The sequence below is a fragment of the Burkholderia pyrrocinia genome (genome assembly GCF_018417535.1).
GTDB classification, from domain to species: Bacteria; Pseudomonadota; Gammaproteobacteria; order Burkholderiales; family Burkholderiaceae; genus Burkholderia; species Burkholderia pyrrocinia_E.
In genome coordinates this window covers 509,220-524,992 of record NZ_CP070977.1, presented here as the reverse complement: position 1 = coordinate 524,992, position 15,773 = coordinate 509,220, and the positions used below count along the sequence as shown (strand labels likewise).

The following is a 15,773-nucleotide window of genomic DNA, read 5'->3' as shown; positions in this document are numbered from 1 at the left end:
TCGCCGCCGGCGCCGGCGCCGGCGCCGGCGCCGGCCCCAAAACAAAAAACCCTGCCGCCTTTCGGTGACAGGGTTTTTTCAATCCGGTCCGGCTGACCGGCGAACGTCGTCAGTTGTTGCCGCTCGCCGAATCGTTGCCGAGCGTCGCGCGCACGCGCTGGCGCAGATCTTCGGGCTTCATCGGGAACTCCGATTCGATCCGGCGTGCGCCGGTGAAACGCTTTTCCCAGTAGCCGCTATCGAGATCGTCGACGCGGACGGTGCTGCCCGTCGACGGTGAGTGCACGAACTTGTTGTCACCGATGTAGATGCCGACGTGCGAGAACGTGCGGCGCATCGTGTTGAAGAACACGAGGTCGCCCGGCTTGAGGTTACTCATGCTCACCTTCTCGCCGACGCGGCTCATCTCTTCCGCGCGACGCGGCAGCGACATGCCGAGCGTGTCCTGGAACACGTAGCGGACGAAGCCGCTGCAGTCGAGGCCCGAATCCGGCGAGTTGCCGCCCCAGCGATAGCGCACGCCGATCATGTTCAACGCGCCGACGACGACGTCGCCTGCCTTGCCCGCCATGCCGGCAAGGAACGACTTCGCGCCGCCGCTCGACGGCTGGGCATTGGTCTGCTGGAGGGAGGAACCCGACCCGACTTGGGTCGAATTCGTGACATTCTGGTTAAAACTGCTGACTTCGTCGGCGAACGCGCCGGGAGCTGCTGCGAACAGGGCGCCGATGAACAGCCCGGCGATGGTGCGCGCGCATGCCTGGGTCAGGGATCGATGCTGCATTGGTCGATGGATTGTGCTTAAAAATCAGCTGATTGGCGGAAAATTTCGGTCGATACTAGCCAGCGCGTAATCGTTTGTCAAAACAAATTAATAAATTCAATCGAGATGATCAGACCATTGGACGCCTATCACGCTTTCCAGACCGCTTTCAACAGCTTTTGTGTGTAAGGATGTGACGGTTTGGTGAAGATGTCGGCCACGTCTCCCGACTCGACGACGGCGCCGTCCTGCATCACGGCGACGCGGTGCGCCATCGCACCGATCACCTCGAGATCGTGGCTGATGAATACATAGCCGAGGTTGTATTTCTGTTGCAAATTCGCGAGCAGTTTCAGCACCTGCTGCTGGATCGACACGTCGAGCGCGGAAGTCGGCTCGTCGAGGATCAGGATGCGCGGCTCCAGCACCAGCGCACGCGCGATCGCGATCCGCTGGCGCTGCCCGCCCGAGAATTCGTGCGGATAACGGTGCAGCACCGTGCGGTCGAGGCCGACTTCGCGCAGCACCGCGAGCGACTTCGCTCGGCGCGCATCGGGCGTCATTTCCGGGCGATGCAGCTCGAGCCCCTCGCCGACGATCCGCTCGATCGTGTGACGCGGCGAAAGTGAACTGAATGGATCCTGAAAGACGACCTGCATGTTCGAGCGCAGCGCCGTCTGTTCGCGACCGCGATAGGTCGACAGCGGGCGTCCCTGGAATTCGATCTCGCCGCCGGCCGTCTTCTGCAGCCCAAGCAGCGCCATCGCGAGCGTCGATTTTCCGGAACCCGATTCGCCGACGATGCCGAGCGTCTCGCCCTGCCGCACCGACACCGACACGTCCGCGACGGCCGCTACGGGCACCGTGCCGAACCAGCCCGCGAAACCCGGCCGCTTGCGGGCGAACCGCACGCTCACGTGGCGCGCGTCGAGCACGACGGGCGCAATCGGCATCACGGGCACGACCGCGCGTTGCGGCCGGCTGTTCAGCAGCCGTTGCGTATACGGATGCTCGGGTTCCGCGAAGATTCGCTCGACCGGCCCGCTCTCGACGAGCCGGCCGTGCTCCATCACCGCGATGCGCTCGGCGAAGTGCCGCACCAGATTCAGGTCGTGCGTGATCAGCAGGATCGCCATCCCGCGCTTTTCCGCTTCCTCGCGCTGCAGCTCCAGCAGCAGGTCGACGATCTGCGCGCGGATCGTCACGTCGAGCGCGGTGGTCGGCTCGTCGGCGAGCAACAGGCGCGGCCGGCACGCGAGCGCCATCGCGATCATCGCGCGCTGCCTCTGGCCGCCCGACAACTGGTGCGGGTAGCTGTCGACGCGCCTGTCCGGCTCCGCGATGCCCGTGCGTGCGAGCAGCGCAATCGCGCGCTTGCGTGCCTCGACGGCCGATACGCCGTCGTGCAGCACGATCGTCTCGCCGATCTGCACGCCGATCGTATACAGCGGGTTGAGCGCCGTCATCGGCTCCTGGAAGATCATCGCGATGTCCGAGCCGCGCAGCCCGCGCATCTCGCGCTCGCTCTTGGCCGAAAGGTCCTGCCCCGCGAAGCGGATCGCGCCGCTCACGTCGGCGTCGCGCAGCAGCCGCAGGATCGACAGCGCGGTCACGCTCTTGCCGGACCCCGACTCGCCGACGAGCGCGACGCGCTCGCCGCGACCGATCGCGAGCGTCACGTCCTCCACCGCGACCGTGTCGCCGAAGCGCACATGCAGGCGTTCGAGCGACAGCAGCGGCTCGTCGTGCCTCGTTACGACCGTTTCGCTCATCGCTGGCCTCCCGCCGCGCGCACCGAATCGGCGATCCGCGTATCGAGCGCGTTGCGCAGCGCGTCGCCCATGAAGGTCAGCAGCAGCAGCGTCGCGACCAGCACGCCGAACGTCGACAGCGAGATCCACCATGCGTCGAGGTTGCCCTTGCCCTGCGCGAGCAGCTCGCCGAGGCTCGGTGTCGGCGGCGGCACGCCGAGCCCGAGGAAATCGAGGCTCGTCAGCGCGAGGATCGCGCCGCTCATCCGGAACGGCAGGAACGTGATCACCGGCGTGAGACTGTTCGGCAGCACGTGGCGCCAGATGATCTGCCAGTTCGTGAGCCCCATCGCACGCGCCGCGCGCACGTAGTCCTGCGTGCGGTTGCGCAGGAATTCCGCGCGCACGTAGTCGGCCAGCCCGATCCAGCCGAACAGCGACAGCAGCACGATCAGCAACAGGAAGCTCGGCTCGAAGATCGACGCGAAGATGATCAGCAGGTACAGCTCGGGCAGCGAGCTCCAGATCTCGATCAGCCGCTGCCCGACGATGTCGATGCGCCCGCCGAAGAAGCCCTGCACGGCGCCCGCGGCGATCCCGAGCAGCGTACCGATCACGGTCAGGATCAGCCCGAACTCGACCGAGATGCGAAACCCGTACACGAGCCGCGCAAGCAGGTCGCGCCCCTGCGCGTCGGTGCCGAGCCAGTTCTGGCGCGACGGCGGCGCCGGGTTCGGCACGTTCGAGAAGTAGTTCAGCGTATCGTAGTAGTAGCGGTTCGGCGGGTAGACGACGAAGTTGCCGGGCGCCTCGAGCCGCTTGCGCACATACGGATCGAGATAGTCGGCCGGCGTCGGGAAATCGCCGCCGAAGGTCGTCTCCGGGTACGTCTGGAACAGCGGGAAATAGGTCTGACCGTCGTAGCGCACGACGAGCGGCTTGTCGTTCGACCACAGCGGCGCCGCGAGGCTCGCGGCAAAGGCGACGACGAAGATCACGAAGCTCCAGTAGCCGAGGCGCTGCTGCCTGAAGCGCTGCCACACGCGGCGCGCGGGCGACGGCGACACGCGCGCGCGCGCCGCGTCGATGCGGGACGACACGACGGCCCGGTTCATCGCGACCCTCGCCCGGTAACGCCAGGCATGCGGACGGACTGTTTCATGTCAGCGCTCCAGGTTGTCGAATTGAATGCGCGGGTCGACCCACACATAGCAGAGGTCGGAAATCAGCTTGGTCGCGAGCCCGATCAGCGTGAACAGGTACAGCGTGCCGAGCACGACCGGATAGTCGCGCCGCACGACCGACTCGTACGACAGCAGCCCGAGGCCGTCGAGCGAGAACAGCGTCTCGATCAGCAGGCTGCCGGTGAAGAACGCGCCGATGAACGCGGCCGGGAAGCCGACGATCAGCGGCAGCATCGCGTTGCGGAACACGTGCTTCCACAGCACGCTGCGCTCGGAGAGCCCCTTCGCGCGCGCGGTCAGCACGTATTGCCGGCGGATCTGGTCGAGGAACGCGTTCTTCGTGAGCATCGTGATGACCGCGAAGCTGCCGACGACCGACGCCGTGATCGGCAGCGCGATGTGCCACAGGTAGTCGAGCACCTTGCCGACGAGCGACAGCTCGGCGAAGTTGTCCGACGTGAGGCCGCGCAGCGGAAAGAGCTGCCAGAACGAGCCGCCGCCGAACAGCACGAGCAGCAGCACGCCGAGCACGAAGCCCGGAATCGCATAGCCGACGAGCACGACCAGGCTCGTCGCGACATCGAACGGCGAACCGTTGCGCACCGCCTTCGCGATGCCGAGCGGCACCGATATGAGGTACGTGAGGAAGAACGTCCAGAGCCCGATGCTGATCGACACGGGCAGCTTCTGCACGACCAGCGACCACACGCTCTGGTGGCGGAAGTAGCTGTCGCCGAGATCGAAGCGCGCAAAGCGCTTCAGCATCAGCCAGTAGCGCTCGAGCGGCGGCTTGTCGAAACCGTACAGTGCCTTGAGCTGCGCGAGCTGCTGCGCGTCGACGCCAGTGTGCGCACGCATCCCGAACGGCACCGCGCCCTGCTCCGTCGCGCCCTTGCGCAATTCCTGCACGGCCTGTTCGACCGGGCCGCCCGGCACGAACTGGATCACCGCGAACGTGAGGGTCAGCACGCCGACGAGCGTCGGGATCATCAGCAGCAGGCGTTTGAGGATGTAGCTCCACATAGGGCGTCGACTCGTGATCGGTAGGCTGGGTTGGACGAAGGACCGGCGCGGTTCAGTGAGCGGGTTTCGCCCACCACGTCGACACGACCCAGCCCTCGGCCGAATAGTACAGCGGCAGCGTCTGCGGATAGGCGAGCGTGCGCTTGTACGCGATTCGGTGCGTCGTGCTGTACCACTGCGGGACCGCGTAGTAGCCGTGCATCAGCACGCGGTCGAGCGCGTGCGTCGCGTCGAGCAGGTCGTCGCGCGTCTGCGCGGCGCCGAGCGCGTGCAGCAGTGCGTCGACGGCCGGCGACTTCAGCCCGATGATGTTGTCGGAGCCCGGTTCGTCGGCGAACTTGCTGCCGTAACGCGAGAACTGCTCGGCGCCCGGCACCTGCACGCCAATGTAGCGGACCGGCGTCATGTCGTAGTCGAACGCGTCGAGGCGTTTCTGCAGCAGCGCGAAATCGGCCGTCCGAAAGCGCGCCTCGATTCCGAGCTTAGCAAGATTGCGCTGGTAAGCGGCCACGATCCCCTTGAACGGGGAACCCGCGTCGTCGAGGATCTCGAACGTGAAGGCCTCTCCTTGCGCATTGCGCAACGCGCCGTCGCGATAGGTCCAGCCGGCTTGCGCAAGCAGCGCACGCGCCTTCAGCAGGTTCGCGCGCAGCGAATTCGGCGGGTTCGTGTTCGGCTGCACGACCATCGGGCCGAACACGGCCGGATCGAGTTGCGCACGCAGCGGTTCGAGAAGCTTGAGTTCGCCCGGCCCCGGCAGACCGGTCGCCTGCAAGTCGGTGTCGGCGAAATAACTGTCGAGGCGCGTATAGGCACCATAGAACACCTGGCGGTTCAGCCATTCGAAGTCGAGCGCGAGATCGAGCGCCTGACGCACACGCACATCGCGAAACCACGGCCGGCGGAGGTTCATGAAAAAACCCTGCATGCCCGCGCCATTGTGCTGCCGAAACTCGCGCTTGATCAACTCACCACTGTCGAAGCGCTTGCCGATATCCTGCCGTACCCAATTGCGCGCGATGTTCTCAACGAGCACATCATATTCGCCCGCCTTGAACGCCTCGAGCCGCGCAACACCTTCGCCGTAGAGCTTGTAGGCGATCCGCTCGAAGTTGTTGGTGCCGACCCGCACCGGCAGGTCGACGCCCCAGTATGCGGGGTTGCGCCGGTACGTGATATTACGGCCGTTGTCGTAACGCTCGATCAGGTATGGGCCGCTGCCGATCGGCTGCTCGAACGCGAGCTGGTCGAACGGGATGCGCGAACCATCCGCGCGCAATCCCCACTTGCGCGAGAACACGGGCACGCCGCCGGCGATCAGCGGCAGCTCGCGATTCGCGCTGCGGAACTCGAAACGCACGGTGGCCGGATCGACGACCACCGCCTTCGCGATCTCCGCGAAATACGCGCCGAACTGCGGCGCGGCCAGCTTGCTCTTCAGCGTGTCGAACGAAAACTTGACGTCGTCGGCCGTGACGCGATCGCCGTTCGAGAAACGCGCGCGAGGATTCAGGTGGAACGTGACCGAACGGCGATCGGGCGCGATGTCGATGTCGTCGGCAAGCAGCCCGTACGCGGACGCAGGTTCGTCCGAGTTGCCGGTCGCGAGGCTCTCGAACAGCATGTCGATGCCCGGTGCGGTGTTGCCGCGCATCGTGAACGGATTGAACTTGTCGAACGACGTCAGCCGGCTCGGGTTCGCGAGCACGAGCGTGCCACCCTTCGGCGCGTCGGGGTTGACGTAGTCGAAATGCTTGAAGCCCGGCGGATACTTCGGTTCGCCGTACTGCGCAATGGCGTAGGCCGCGTGCGCGGCCGTCGCGGCCAGCGCCGCCTGTATCGCAAACACCGCGGCAACGCGGCCGGTGGCCCGTACGGCACGCAGCGCGCCGAAGCGGACGCGCGCGGCGGCGGCCAGGGGCGAACCCTTCGTCATAGAGGCCCTGTCGGTCGAATGAGGGGTGTAACGTGGGACGATTCTACCCATTCAATCCTGCGAGCCAAAAGAAAACCGCCACGCGGGCGGTTTCTTCACGAGCGGACAACGCGCACGCATCGCGCGTGCGCGGCGTGTCGATCAGCGCCAGCCGTTGTGGCGGCCATTATCCCAGTGACCGCGATCGCGATCGCCGCCCCAGCCGCGACCATGGCGGCGATACCACTCGTCGCGGCCCCAGTAGCGGCGGCCGTCCCAGTAGCGGTCGCCGTGCCAGCCGATTATGATCGCCGGGGCCGGCGCATACACGGGCGCAGGTGCATACACGGGCGCCGGCTGATAGATGACCGGCGGAGGCGGCGGCGCATACACGGGCGCGGGCGCGACGTAAACCGGTGCCGGCACGCCGACGTTGATCCCGACATTGACTCCCGCCATTGCTGCGCCCGACACGAGCAAGGCCGTCATACCGCTCAAGAGCGAGGCAACACGCAAGGTCTTCATGGATTCCTCTTCTGGTTGTGTCATGTGTGATTCGACTATAACTGCCAGGGCCGTCTCCGCATATTTCAAGTTTGTAAGAACTGATGCGCGGCATCGCAACGGGAAGCGTGCGCTAACGTCTTGTAACAATCGGCGCCTGCCCCGCCCTCACCGCGGGCTTTCCTAAAACATCTTTCATCCTGGTCCGCGCCCGGCGTTAAGCGGCGCCACGCACACTGCGCGAGCCGAACCGGGTTCCCGCCACGCTTCGGCACCTCGCTGACAGGCCGGCGCCCCGCGCCGGCGGAGACCTCGCCGATGCTGAAACTCGTCCGACTCGCGCTCGCGCGCCCCTACACATTCATCGTACTCGCGTTGCTGATCCTGATCGCGGGACCACTCTCGGCGCTGCGCACGCCGACCGACATCTTCCCCGACATCCGGATTCCGGTCATCAGCGTCGTGTGGAACTACGCGGGCCTGCAGCCAGCCGACATGTCGGGGCGCATCGTCACGTATTACGAACGCACGCTCGGCACCACGGTCAACGACGTCGCGCACATCGAGTCGCAGTCGTTCCGCAGCTTCGGGATCGTCAAGATCTTCTTCCAGCCGAGCGTCGACATCCGCACGGCCACGGCACAGGTCACGTCGATCTCGCAGACCGTGCTCAAGCAGATGCCGCCCGGCACCACGCCGCCGCAGATCCTCAACTACAACGCGTCGACCGTACCCGTGCTGCAGCTTGCGCTGACGAGCGACACGCTCAACGAGCAGCAGCTCGGCGACTACGCGACCAACGTGATCCGGCCGCAGCTGCTGTCGGTCGCGGGCGTCGCGATTCCGTCGCCGTACGGCGGCAAGGTGCGCCAGGTGCAGATCGACCTCGATCCGCGGGCGCTGCAGGCGAAGGGGCTGTCCGCGCAGGACGTCGCGACCGCGCTCGCGCAGCAGAACCAGATCATCCCGGCCGGCACACAGAAGATCGGCCGCTTCGAATACAACATCCGGCTCAACGACAGTCCGCTGACGATCGACGAACTCAATGCGCTGCCGATCCGGACCGTGAACGGCGCGGTGATCTTCATGCGCGACGTCGCGCACGTCCGCGACGGTTTTCCGCCGCAGGGCAACATCGTGCGCGTCGACGGCCGCCGCGCGGTGCTGATGAGCGTGCTGAAAAGCGGCTCGGCGTCGACGCTCGACATCATCGCAGGCGTCAAGGCGCAGTTGCCGCGCATCGAGGCAACGCTGCCGCCGTCGCTCAGGCTCGTCGTGATGGGCGATCAGTCCGTGTTCGTCAAGGGCGCCGTGAGCGGCGTGGCGCGCGAAGGCCTGATCGCCGCCGCGCTCACCTCCGCGATGATCCTGCTGTTCCTCGGCAGCTGGCGCTCGACGCTGATCATCGCCGCGTCCATTCCGCTCGCAGTGCTGGCGGCGATCGCCGCGATCGCCGCCGCGGGCGAGACGCTCAACGTGATGACGCTCGGCGGGCTCGCGCTCGCCGTCGGCATTCTCGTCGACGATGCGACCGTCACGATCGAGAACGTCAACTGGCATCTCGAACAGGGCAAGGACGTGCGCAGCGCGATCCTCGACGGCGCGTCGCAGATCGTCGCGCCGGCTTTCGTGTCGCTGCTGTGCATCTGCATCGTGTTCGTACCGATGCTGCTGCTCGACGGCGTGGCCCGCTTCCTGTTCGTGCCGATGGCCGAAGCCGTGATCTTCGCGATGATCGCGTCGTTCGTGCTGTCCCGCACGTTCGTGCCGATGATGGCCCGTTACCTGCTGAGACCGCATGCCGCGCATCCGGCGGCTGTGCTCGCGCCGCAAGGCGCACCGTTCCCGCCGTCACGCGCGCGCAATCCGCTCGTTGCGTTCCAGCAGGGATTCGAACGCCGCTTCGCGGCACTGTGTGCAGGCTACCGCGTCGTGCTCGGCCTCGCACTCGCCCACCGCGCACGCTTCGTCATGCTGTTCCTCGCCGCGGTCGCGTTGTCGTTCGTACTGGTGCCGTGGCTCGGCCGCAATTTCTTCCCGTCGGTCGACGCGGGCGAAATCGCGATCCACGTTCGCGCCCCGATCGGCACGCGCATCGAGGAGACGGCCGCACTGTTCGACCGCGTCGAGCGCACGGTGCGCGGCGTCGTGCCGCCGCACTCGCTCGCGAGCATCGTCGACAACATGGGTTTGCCGAACAGCGGGATCAACCTCACGTACAGCAACAGCGGCACGATCGGCCCGCAGGACGGCGACATCCTCGTGTCGCTCACGGGCGACCACGCGCCGACGGCCGACTACGTGAAGCGGTTGCGCACCGTGCTGCCGCACGCGTTCCCGGGCGTGACGTTCGCGTTCCTGCCCGCCGACATCGTGAGCCAGATCCTCAATTTCGGCGCGCCCGCGCCGATCGACGTGCAGGTGACAGGCCCCGACCGTGCCGCCAACCGCGCCTATGCGACCGAGCTGTTGCGGCGCATCCGGACGGTGCCGGGAGTCGCCGACGCGCGCGTGCAACAGGCGTCGACCTATCCACAGTTTACGGTATCGGTCGACCGCGCACGCGCCGCGCAGCTCGGCATCACCGAGCAGGACGTCACCAATGCCGTGGTGGCGAGCCTGTCCGGCACGAGCCAGGTGTCGCCGACCTACTGGCTCGATCCGCACAACGGCGTGTCCTATCCGATCGTCGCGCAGACGCCGCAGTACCGGATGACGTCGCTGTCGGACCTGCGCGCGCTGCCCGTCACGGGCCGCGCGGGCGCCCCGCAACTGCTCGGCGGCCTCGCGACGATCGTGCGCGGCCAGACCGACGCGGTCGTGTCGCACTACGACATCGCGCCGCTGTTCGACATTTTCGCAACGACGCAGGGCCGCGATCTCGGTGCGGTCAGCACGGACATCGACCGCGTGCTGCGGGCGAGCGCAGTCGATCTGCCGAAGGGATCGCGCGTAACCGTGCGTGGCCAGGTGCAGACGATGAACAGCGCATTCGGCGGGCTGCTCGCCGGCCTCGCCGGTGCGGTCCTGCTGATCTATCTGCTGATCGTCGTGAACTTCCACTCGTGGCGAGACGCGTTCGTGATCGTGAGCGGACTGCCCGCAGCGCTCGCCGGCATCGTATGGATGCTGTTCGTCACACGCACGCCGTTGTCGGTGCCGGCGTTGACGGGCGCGATCCTGTGCATGGGTGTCGCGACCGCGAACAGCATCCTCGTCGTGACCTTCGCGCGCGAACGGCTCGCACACACGGCCGACGCGGCCGTCGCAGCGCTCGAGGCCGGTTTCACGCGCTTTCGGCCCGTGATGATGACGGCGCTCGCCATGATCATCGGCATGGCGCCGATGGCTCTCGGTCTCGGCGACGGCGGAGAACAGAACGCCCCGCTCGGCCGTGCGGTAATCGGCGGCCTGCTTTGCGCGACCGTCGCGACGCTGGTGTTCGTGCCCGTCGTGTTCAGCCTCGTCCACCGGCGCGATCGCGCGCCCCGCTCCGAATCCTTGTCCCTCACTCCGGGAGAGCAACATGTCCACTGAATTCGAAATCCGTCCTTCCGGCACGCCGCGCTACCTGAAGCCGCTCGCGATCGCGGGCGTGATCGCCGCGCTCGCCGCCGCGGCAGCCGGCCTCGTCGCACGCGCACACGATGCGCGCGCGGTCGCCGCGTGGACCGCGCAGCAGGCGATCCCGACCGTCGCGACGGTTGCGCCGCAGCCTGCCGCCGCCGACGCGCTCGTGCTGCCCGGCCGCCTCGATGCATATGTCGACGCACCGATCTACGCGCGCGTGCCCGGCTACCTGCACGCGTGGTACGCCGATATCGGCGCGCACGTCAGGGCCGGCCAGCTGCTCGCGTCGATCGACACGCCCGATCTCGACCAGCAGTTGCAGCAGGCACGCGCCGACCTGCGGAGCGCGAGCGCGAACGAGCGCCTTGCGGCCGTCACGGCCGCACGCTGGGCCGAGATGCTCGCGCAGGACTCCGTCTCGCGGCAGGAGGCCGACGAGAAGCGCAGCGACCTCGACGCCAAACGCGCGGCCGTCGCGGCAAGCACCGCCAACGTGCGTCGGCTCCAGGCGCTCGAATCGTTCAAGCGGCTCACCGCGCCGTTCGACGGTGTCGTGACCGCCCGCAAGACCGACGTTGGCGCACTGATCGACGCGGGCAGCGGCAACGGCGCCGAACTGTTCACTGTCTCGGACGCGCGGCGGCTGCGGCTCTACGTACACGTGCCGCAAGACGATGCGGGCGCGATCCGGGCGGGCATGCACGTCGCGCTGACCGTGCCCGAGCGCCCGGGCACGACGTTCGACGCCACGCTCGCGGATTCCGCGCAGTCGATCGATCCTGCTTCCGGCACGCTGCTCGCGCAGTTCTCGATCGCCAACCCCGCAGGCACGCTGTTCCCGGGCGAATATGCGCAGGTACGCATCGCGGTGGCCGATACCGCGCATGCACTGACGGTTCCGGCCAGCGCGCTGATCTTTCGCCATGACGGGTTGCAAGTCGCCGTGCTCGACGCGAACGGGCATGCGCGGCTGCGCAACGTATCGATCGCGACCGACCTCGGTACGCGCGTCGAGATCGCGTCGGGGCTCGCGGCCCGCGACCGCGTGATCGACAATCCGCCCGATTCGCTCGCGGACGGCGACCCCGTGCGCATCGCGGGCGCCGCGACGACGGAGCGTGCGCATGGCTGACCGCATGCTCGCTGCGTTGCTGGGCGGCGTCGCCCTGCTCGCCGGCTGTTCGCTGGCGCCGACCTATCACGCGCCGGCCATTCAGGTTCCGGCCGCCTTTCGCGAAACGGGCCCGTGGATCGATGCCGCGCCGGCCGACCACCTCCCGCGCGACGGCTGGTGGCGTGTATACGGCGATGCGACGCTCGACCGGCTCGAGCCGCTCGTCGCGCGCGCGAATCCCGACCTCGCCGCCGCCGTCGCGCGGCACGACGAAGCCGCTGCGCTGTTCGACGAAGCACATGCGGCATTGCTGCCGACCCTGGGCATCGATGCCGAGACCGACCGCGACCGGCAATCGGCGCGCCGGCCGCTGCGCGGCAGCGGCCAGCCCGACATCTACGAGTCGAACACGCTCGAAGCCGGAGTCGGCTACGACATCGATCTGTGGGGCAAGGTCCGCAACACGGTCGCGGCCGGCCGTGACGACGCGCAGGCGGCCGGCGACGACCTCGCCTCCGTCCGGCTCAGCCTGCAGGCCGCCGTCGCCAGCACCTACTTCGATCTCGCGGGACGAGACCGCGAAGCGGACACGCTAGCGCAAACGATCGACACGTACCGTCGCGCATGGCGACTGACGGTCAGCCGCCATCTCGGTGGCCTGGCATCGGGGCTCGACGTATCGCGTGCGCAAACGCAGCTCGCGCTCGCACAGGCGCGCGCGTCCGACATCGCCGCGCGCCGCGCGCTCGACGAGCACGCGATCGCCGCGCTTGTCGGCGCATCCGCGTCGACGTTCTCGCTGCCGCCCGTCGCCGCGCTGCCGCGCGTTCCGTCGATTCCGACCGGATTCGCGTCGACGCTGCTCGAACGCCGCCCGGACATCGCCGCCGCGGAACGCCGCGTTGCGGCCGCTAACGCAAGGATCGGCGTCGCGCGCGCCGCCTGGTTCCCGGACCTGTCGCTCGGCCTCGACGCGGGCTTCCAGAGCGATACGTTTTCGCCGTGGCTCGCCGCGCCGAACGAGATCTGGTCGATCGGGCCGCGTCTCGCGATGACGCTGTTCGACGGCGGCCTGCGTGCCGCCGGCGTACGCAAGGCCCGTGCGCAGTTTGCCGAACAGGGCGCGCGCTACCGCGCCGTCGTGCTGCAGGCGTTTCGCGAAGTCGAGGACGATCTCGCGCTGCTGCACCGCCTCGGCGACGAATCCGGCCAGGACGACGCGGCGCTCGTCGCGGCCCGGCATTCGCTTGCGCTTGCGATGTCGCGCTATCGCGACGGTGCCGTCAGCTATCTCGACGTGGTCACCGCTCAAACGACCGAGCTCGATACGCAGATTGCGTCGCTCGATGCCGATTCCCGACGGCTGCAGGCATCCGTCGGGCTCGTGCGCGCGCTCGGCGGCGGCTGGCGCGACGCGCGTTCATGAACGTTTCTTCATCGGCGCGCCGGGCGTCTGAACGTCCGCGCCCGATAACGTGTTTCCGGCCGCCATCGCACACGCGGCACCTGCCACCGCCACACGAAAAGGACCACGCCATGAAGACATCGATGTTCACCATCCTCCTCACCGCCTTCTGCGTCGCGCTGCCCGTTCGGGCCAGCGCAATGCAACCCGGGGCGGCCACCGCGCCGCAGACGCTCGCATCGGCTGCACCCGCACCGTCGTCGCCGCCCGCTGCATGGAATGCACCGCAGACAACGCCGCTGACGCGTGCGCAGGTCTATCACGAACTCGTCCGCGCCGAACGCGACGGGCAACTCGCGCAACTCAATCGCGAACTCTATTCGCACTGACCGCATGCAACCGGGCGTGCCGCGCGGCGCGCGGCACGCCTGCCGTCCGCCGCCATCGCGCACTACCGCACCGTCATGCGCCAGCGTCGAACCTGAACCCGAATCGCGCGACCGTTTCGATGCGCGCGGAAAAGGCGTGCGCGGCCAGCTTGCGCCGCAACCGGACGACCAGCGCATTGACCGTTTCGGGTTCGATGTCGGCATCGTCCCACGCGTAACGCAGCACGGCATCGCGCCCGACCGGCCGCCCCGCGGCGCGCAGCAGGCATTCGACGAGACGGAATTCCCGCGCGCTGAGCGCCAGCCTCCGCCCACGCTCTTCGAGTGCGCGTGTTGCCGTATCGAGCCTGACCGACTCACGCATCTCGATGACGCCCGCGCGGCGCCACAGCGCGCGCAAACGCTCGTGCAATTCCACGAACGAACACGGATGGGCAACGCACACATCACAACCGGCCTGCAGCATCCGCGCGCGCTGTGCGGGTGTTGCACCGGCGACGATCGCGGCGATCGTCGCGCCTGCGGCCGATACGGCAAGTCGCGGCAATGCATCGAGGACCGCCGGACCGGCAGCCGCGTCGGGCGCAACGATCACGATTGCATCGAACCGGTCCTGCGTCGCCGCGAAGCAGCCGTCACGCCATTCCTCGACGCGCTCGACGCCGTGTGTGCTCTCGCGAAAGGCCTTGTCGAGCCGCGCGGCCTCCGGATTCGGCGGAGAAATCAGCAGGATGCGCATCGACCGTTTCCCAGTGCCGTCATGCAAGCGAGCGTGGCCAGCATTCGACCGTAATCGCCGCGCCGGCCGGCTCCGCATCGCCGATCCGCAGCGCGAAGCCGTGCACGTGCATCACCGCCGATACGATGCTCAACCCAAGCCCCGAGCCTTTCACATGACGCGTGCGCTCGCCGCGATAGAAGCGTTCGAGCACCGCGTCACGCTCGCCGGGCGGGATGCCCGGCCCACTGTCCTCGAGCCGGACGAGCGGGCCGCTCGGCGTCGCGCGGAGTACGGCGCGAACGCGACCGCCCGGCGGCGTGAACTTGATTGCGTTGTCCGCGAGATTGCTGAACGCCTCGAACAGCAATGCGCGGTCGCCATGAATACCGTCGACCGGTGCCGCGTCGAGCTCGAACGACACGTCGACGGCTTCGGCCAGCGGCTCGTAGAGCTCGCACACGTCGCGCAGCAATGCCGCGACGTCGACCGCGGCAAAGCCGCCACGCCGGCTCAGCGTACCGATCTCGGAGATGCGCAGCATCGCGCGAAAGCGCTCGAGCAACCGGTCGGTCTCGTCGCGCGCCGACGCCAGGAGTACCGCCGACGCGGGATCGTCCGCACAAAACGGCTGCTCGGCGAGTCGCGCCAGCATCGTATGCACGCGCGCCAGCGGCGTGCGCAGATCGTGCGCGATGCCGTCGCAGGTATGACGCACCTCGCCCATCAGTCGCTCGACTTCGTCGAGCATGTGATTCACGAGGTGCGCGAGCAGGTCGAGCTCGTCGTGGCGTCCGACCGGCAACCGCTTGCCGAGATCGCCCTCGGCAATCTGCCGCGTGGCGCGCCGGATCGCGGCGACGCGGCGCATCTGCCGCATGCCGAGCATGCTGCCGCCCGCGATGCCCGCGATCAGGATCATCACGCCGCCGATCACGAGCCCGCGAATCGCGACATCGCGGATCTGGATGAAATGCGACAGGTCGCGCGCGACGACCAGCGTCATTCCGTTGTCGCGGCGCACGGCCATCGCGCGCGTGATCCGTGCGGGCTGACCGTCGAGTGGTACGAGCGTGCGGTTCAGCGTGCGTCCGCCGCGATCCGTACGCAGCGCGGGCAGCGTCGCGATGTCGCCGGCAACGCGGCGCCCGGCCGCGTCGAACAGCCCGTAGAAACTCGTATGCATGTGTTCGTGCTCGAGCCGCCGATGGATCGCGAGCGGCAACTCGGCATCGGGAATCGAATCGAAATAGATCAGTTGCCACGCGAGCACCTCGTCAGTGTCGCGCGTCATCGTATGTGTCGCGGCGAAGCTGATCACGCCCGCGAGCAGCAGCAGCGAAACCGAGAAGATCGCCGCATACGCGCACAGCCAGCGAAACGTCGTCGTATGCCAGCGGCGTGTGAAGTTCGCCGCGCGAGCCGCATCCATCCGTG

General features: G+C 67.7%; 12 protein-coding genes. 4 read left to right on the top strand and 8 right to left on the bottom strand.

Annotation, left to right across the window (positions count from 1 at the left end; all coding sequences use genetic code 11):
- Positions 1 to 109: 109 nt before the first annotated feature.
- The 6 genes from JYG32_RS02400 to JYG32_RS02375 form a co-directional block, all read right to left on the bottom strand.
- A complete protein-coding gene (locus tag JYG32_RS02400; protein ID WP_174380433.1) occupies positions 110 to 784 on the bottom strand; it encodes a C40 family peptidase in 675 nt (224 codons plus the stop codon).
- 128 nt (positions 785 to 912) lie between these two features.
- Positions 913 to 2,535, bottom strand: coding sequence for an ABC transporter ATP-binding protein (locus JYG32_RS02395; RefSeq protein WP_213264533.1), 1,623 nt, complete (start codon positions 2,533 to 2,535; stop codon positions 913 to 915).
- Complete coding sequence (locus tag JYG32_RS02390; RefSeq protein ID WP_174380435.1) at positions 2,532 to 3,629, bottom strand: ABC transporter permease; 1,098 nt, start codon at positions 3,627 to 3,629, stop codon at positions 2,532 to 2,534. Before JYG32_RS02390 ends, JYG32_RS02395 begins: the two co-directional genes overlap by 4 nt.
- Before the next feature lie 48 nt (positions 3,630 to 3,677).
- Positions 3,678 to 4,721: a microcin C ABC transporter permease YejB gene (locus tag JYG32_RS02385; protein ID WP_174380436.1), complete on the bottom strand. Its 1,044-nt coding sequence runs from the start codon at positions 4,719 to 4,721 to the stop codon at positions 3,678 to 3,680.
- A 52-nt stretch (positions 4,722 to 4,773) separates the two neighbouring features.
- On the bottom strand, positions 4,774 to 6,657 hold the full coding sequence (locus tag JYG32_RS02380) for an extracellular solute-binding protein (RefSeq protein ID WP_213264532.1): 1,884 nt from the start codon (positions 6,655 to 6,657) through the stop codon (positions 4,774 to 4,776).
- Positions 6,658 to 6,798: 141 nt separating this feature from the next.
- Positions 6,799 to 7,161, bottom strand: a complete 363-nt coding sequence (locus JYG32_RS02375) for a hypothetical protein (RefSeq protein WP_213264531.1) — start codon at positions 7,159 to 7,161, stop codon at positions 6,799 to 6,801.
- 297 nt (positions 7,162 to 7,458) lie between these two features.
- On the opposite strand from JYG32_RS02375, the gene JYG32_RS02370 reads away from it, so the two are divergent.
- The 4 genes from JYG32_RS02370 to JYG32_RS02355 all read left to right on the top strand — a co-directional run bounded on the left by JYG32_RS02370 (position 7,459) and on the right by JYG32_RS02355 (position 13,618).
- Complete coding sequence (locus tag JYG32_RS02370; RefSeq protein WP_213264530.1) at positions 7,459 to 10,677, top strand: efflux RND transporter permease subunit; 3,219 nt, start codon at positions 7,459 to 7,461, stop codon at positions 10,675 to 10,677.
- Positions 10,667 to 11,842, top strand: coding sequence for an efflux RND transporter periplasmic adaptor subunit (locus JYG32_RS02365; protein WP_213264529.1), 1,176 nt, complete (start codon positions 10,667 to 10,669; stop codon positions 11,840 to 11,842). Before JYG32_RS02370 ends, JYG32_RS02365 begins: the two co-directional genes overlap by 11 nt.
- Positions 11,835 to 13,250 (top strand): efflux transporter outer membrane subunit, encoded by a 1,416-nt coding sequence (locus JYG32_RS02360; RefSeq protein WP_213264528.1) that lies wholly within the window; start codon positions 11,835 to 11,837, stop codon positions 13,248 to 13,250. The genes JYG32_RS02365 and JYG32_RS02360 overlap by 8 nt, the downstream gene beginning before the upstream one ends.
- A 122-nt stretch (positions 13,251 to 13,372) precedes the next feature.
- Positions 13,373 to 13,618 carry a DUF4148 domain-containing protein gene (locus tag JYG32_RS02355; RefSeq protein ID WP_433960840.1) on the top strand — a complete coding sequence of 82 codons (246 nt, stop codon included), beginning with the start codon at positions 13,373 to 13,375 and terminating at the stop codon, positions 13,616 to 13,618.
- Positions 13,619 to 13,691: 73 nt separating this feature from the next.
- Here the strand turns inward: JYG32_RS02355 and JYG32_RS02350 are convergent, their stop codons facing one another.
- Together JYG32_RS02350 and JYG32_RS02345 are read right to left on the bottom strand one after the other, a co-directional pair.
- The gene (locus JYG32_RS02350; protein WP_213264526.1) at positions 13,692 to 14,357 is read right to left on the bottom strand and encodes a response regulator transcription factor; all 666 of its coding nucleotides are present in this window, start codon (positions 14,355 to 14,357) and stop codon (positions 13,692 to 13,694) included.
- Between the two features lie 19 nt (positions 14,358 to 14,376).
- A complete protein-coding gene (locus tag JYG32_RS02345; RefSeq protein ID WP_213264525.1) occupies positions 14,377 to 15,768 on the bottom strand; it encodes a sensor histidine kinase in 1,392 nt (463 codons plus the stop codon).
- Positions 15,769 to 15,773 lie beyond the last annotated feature (5 nt).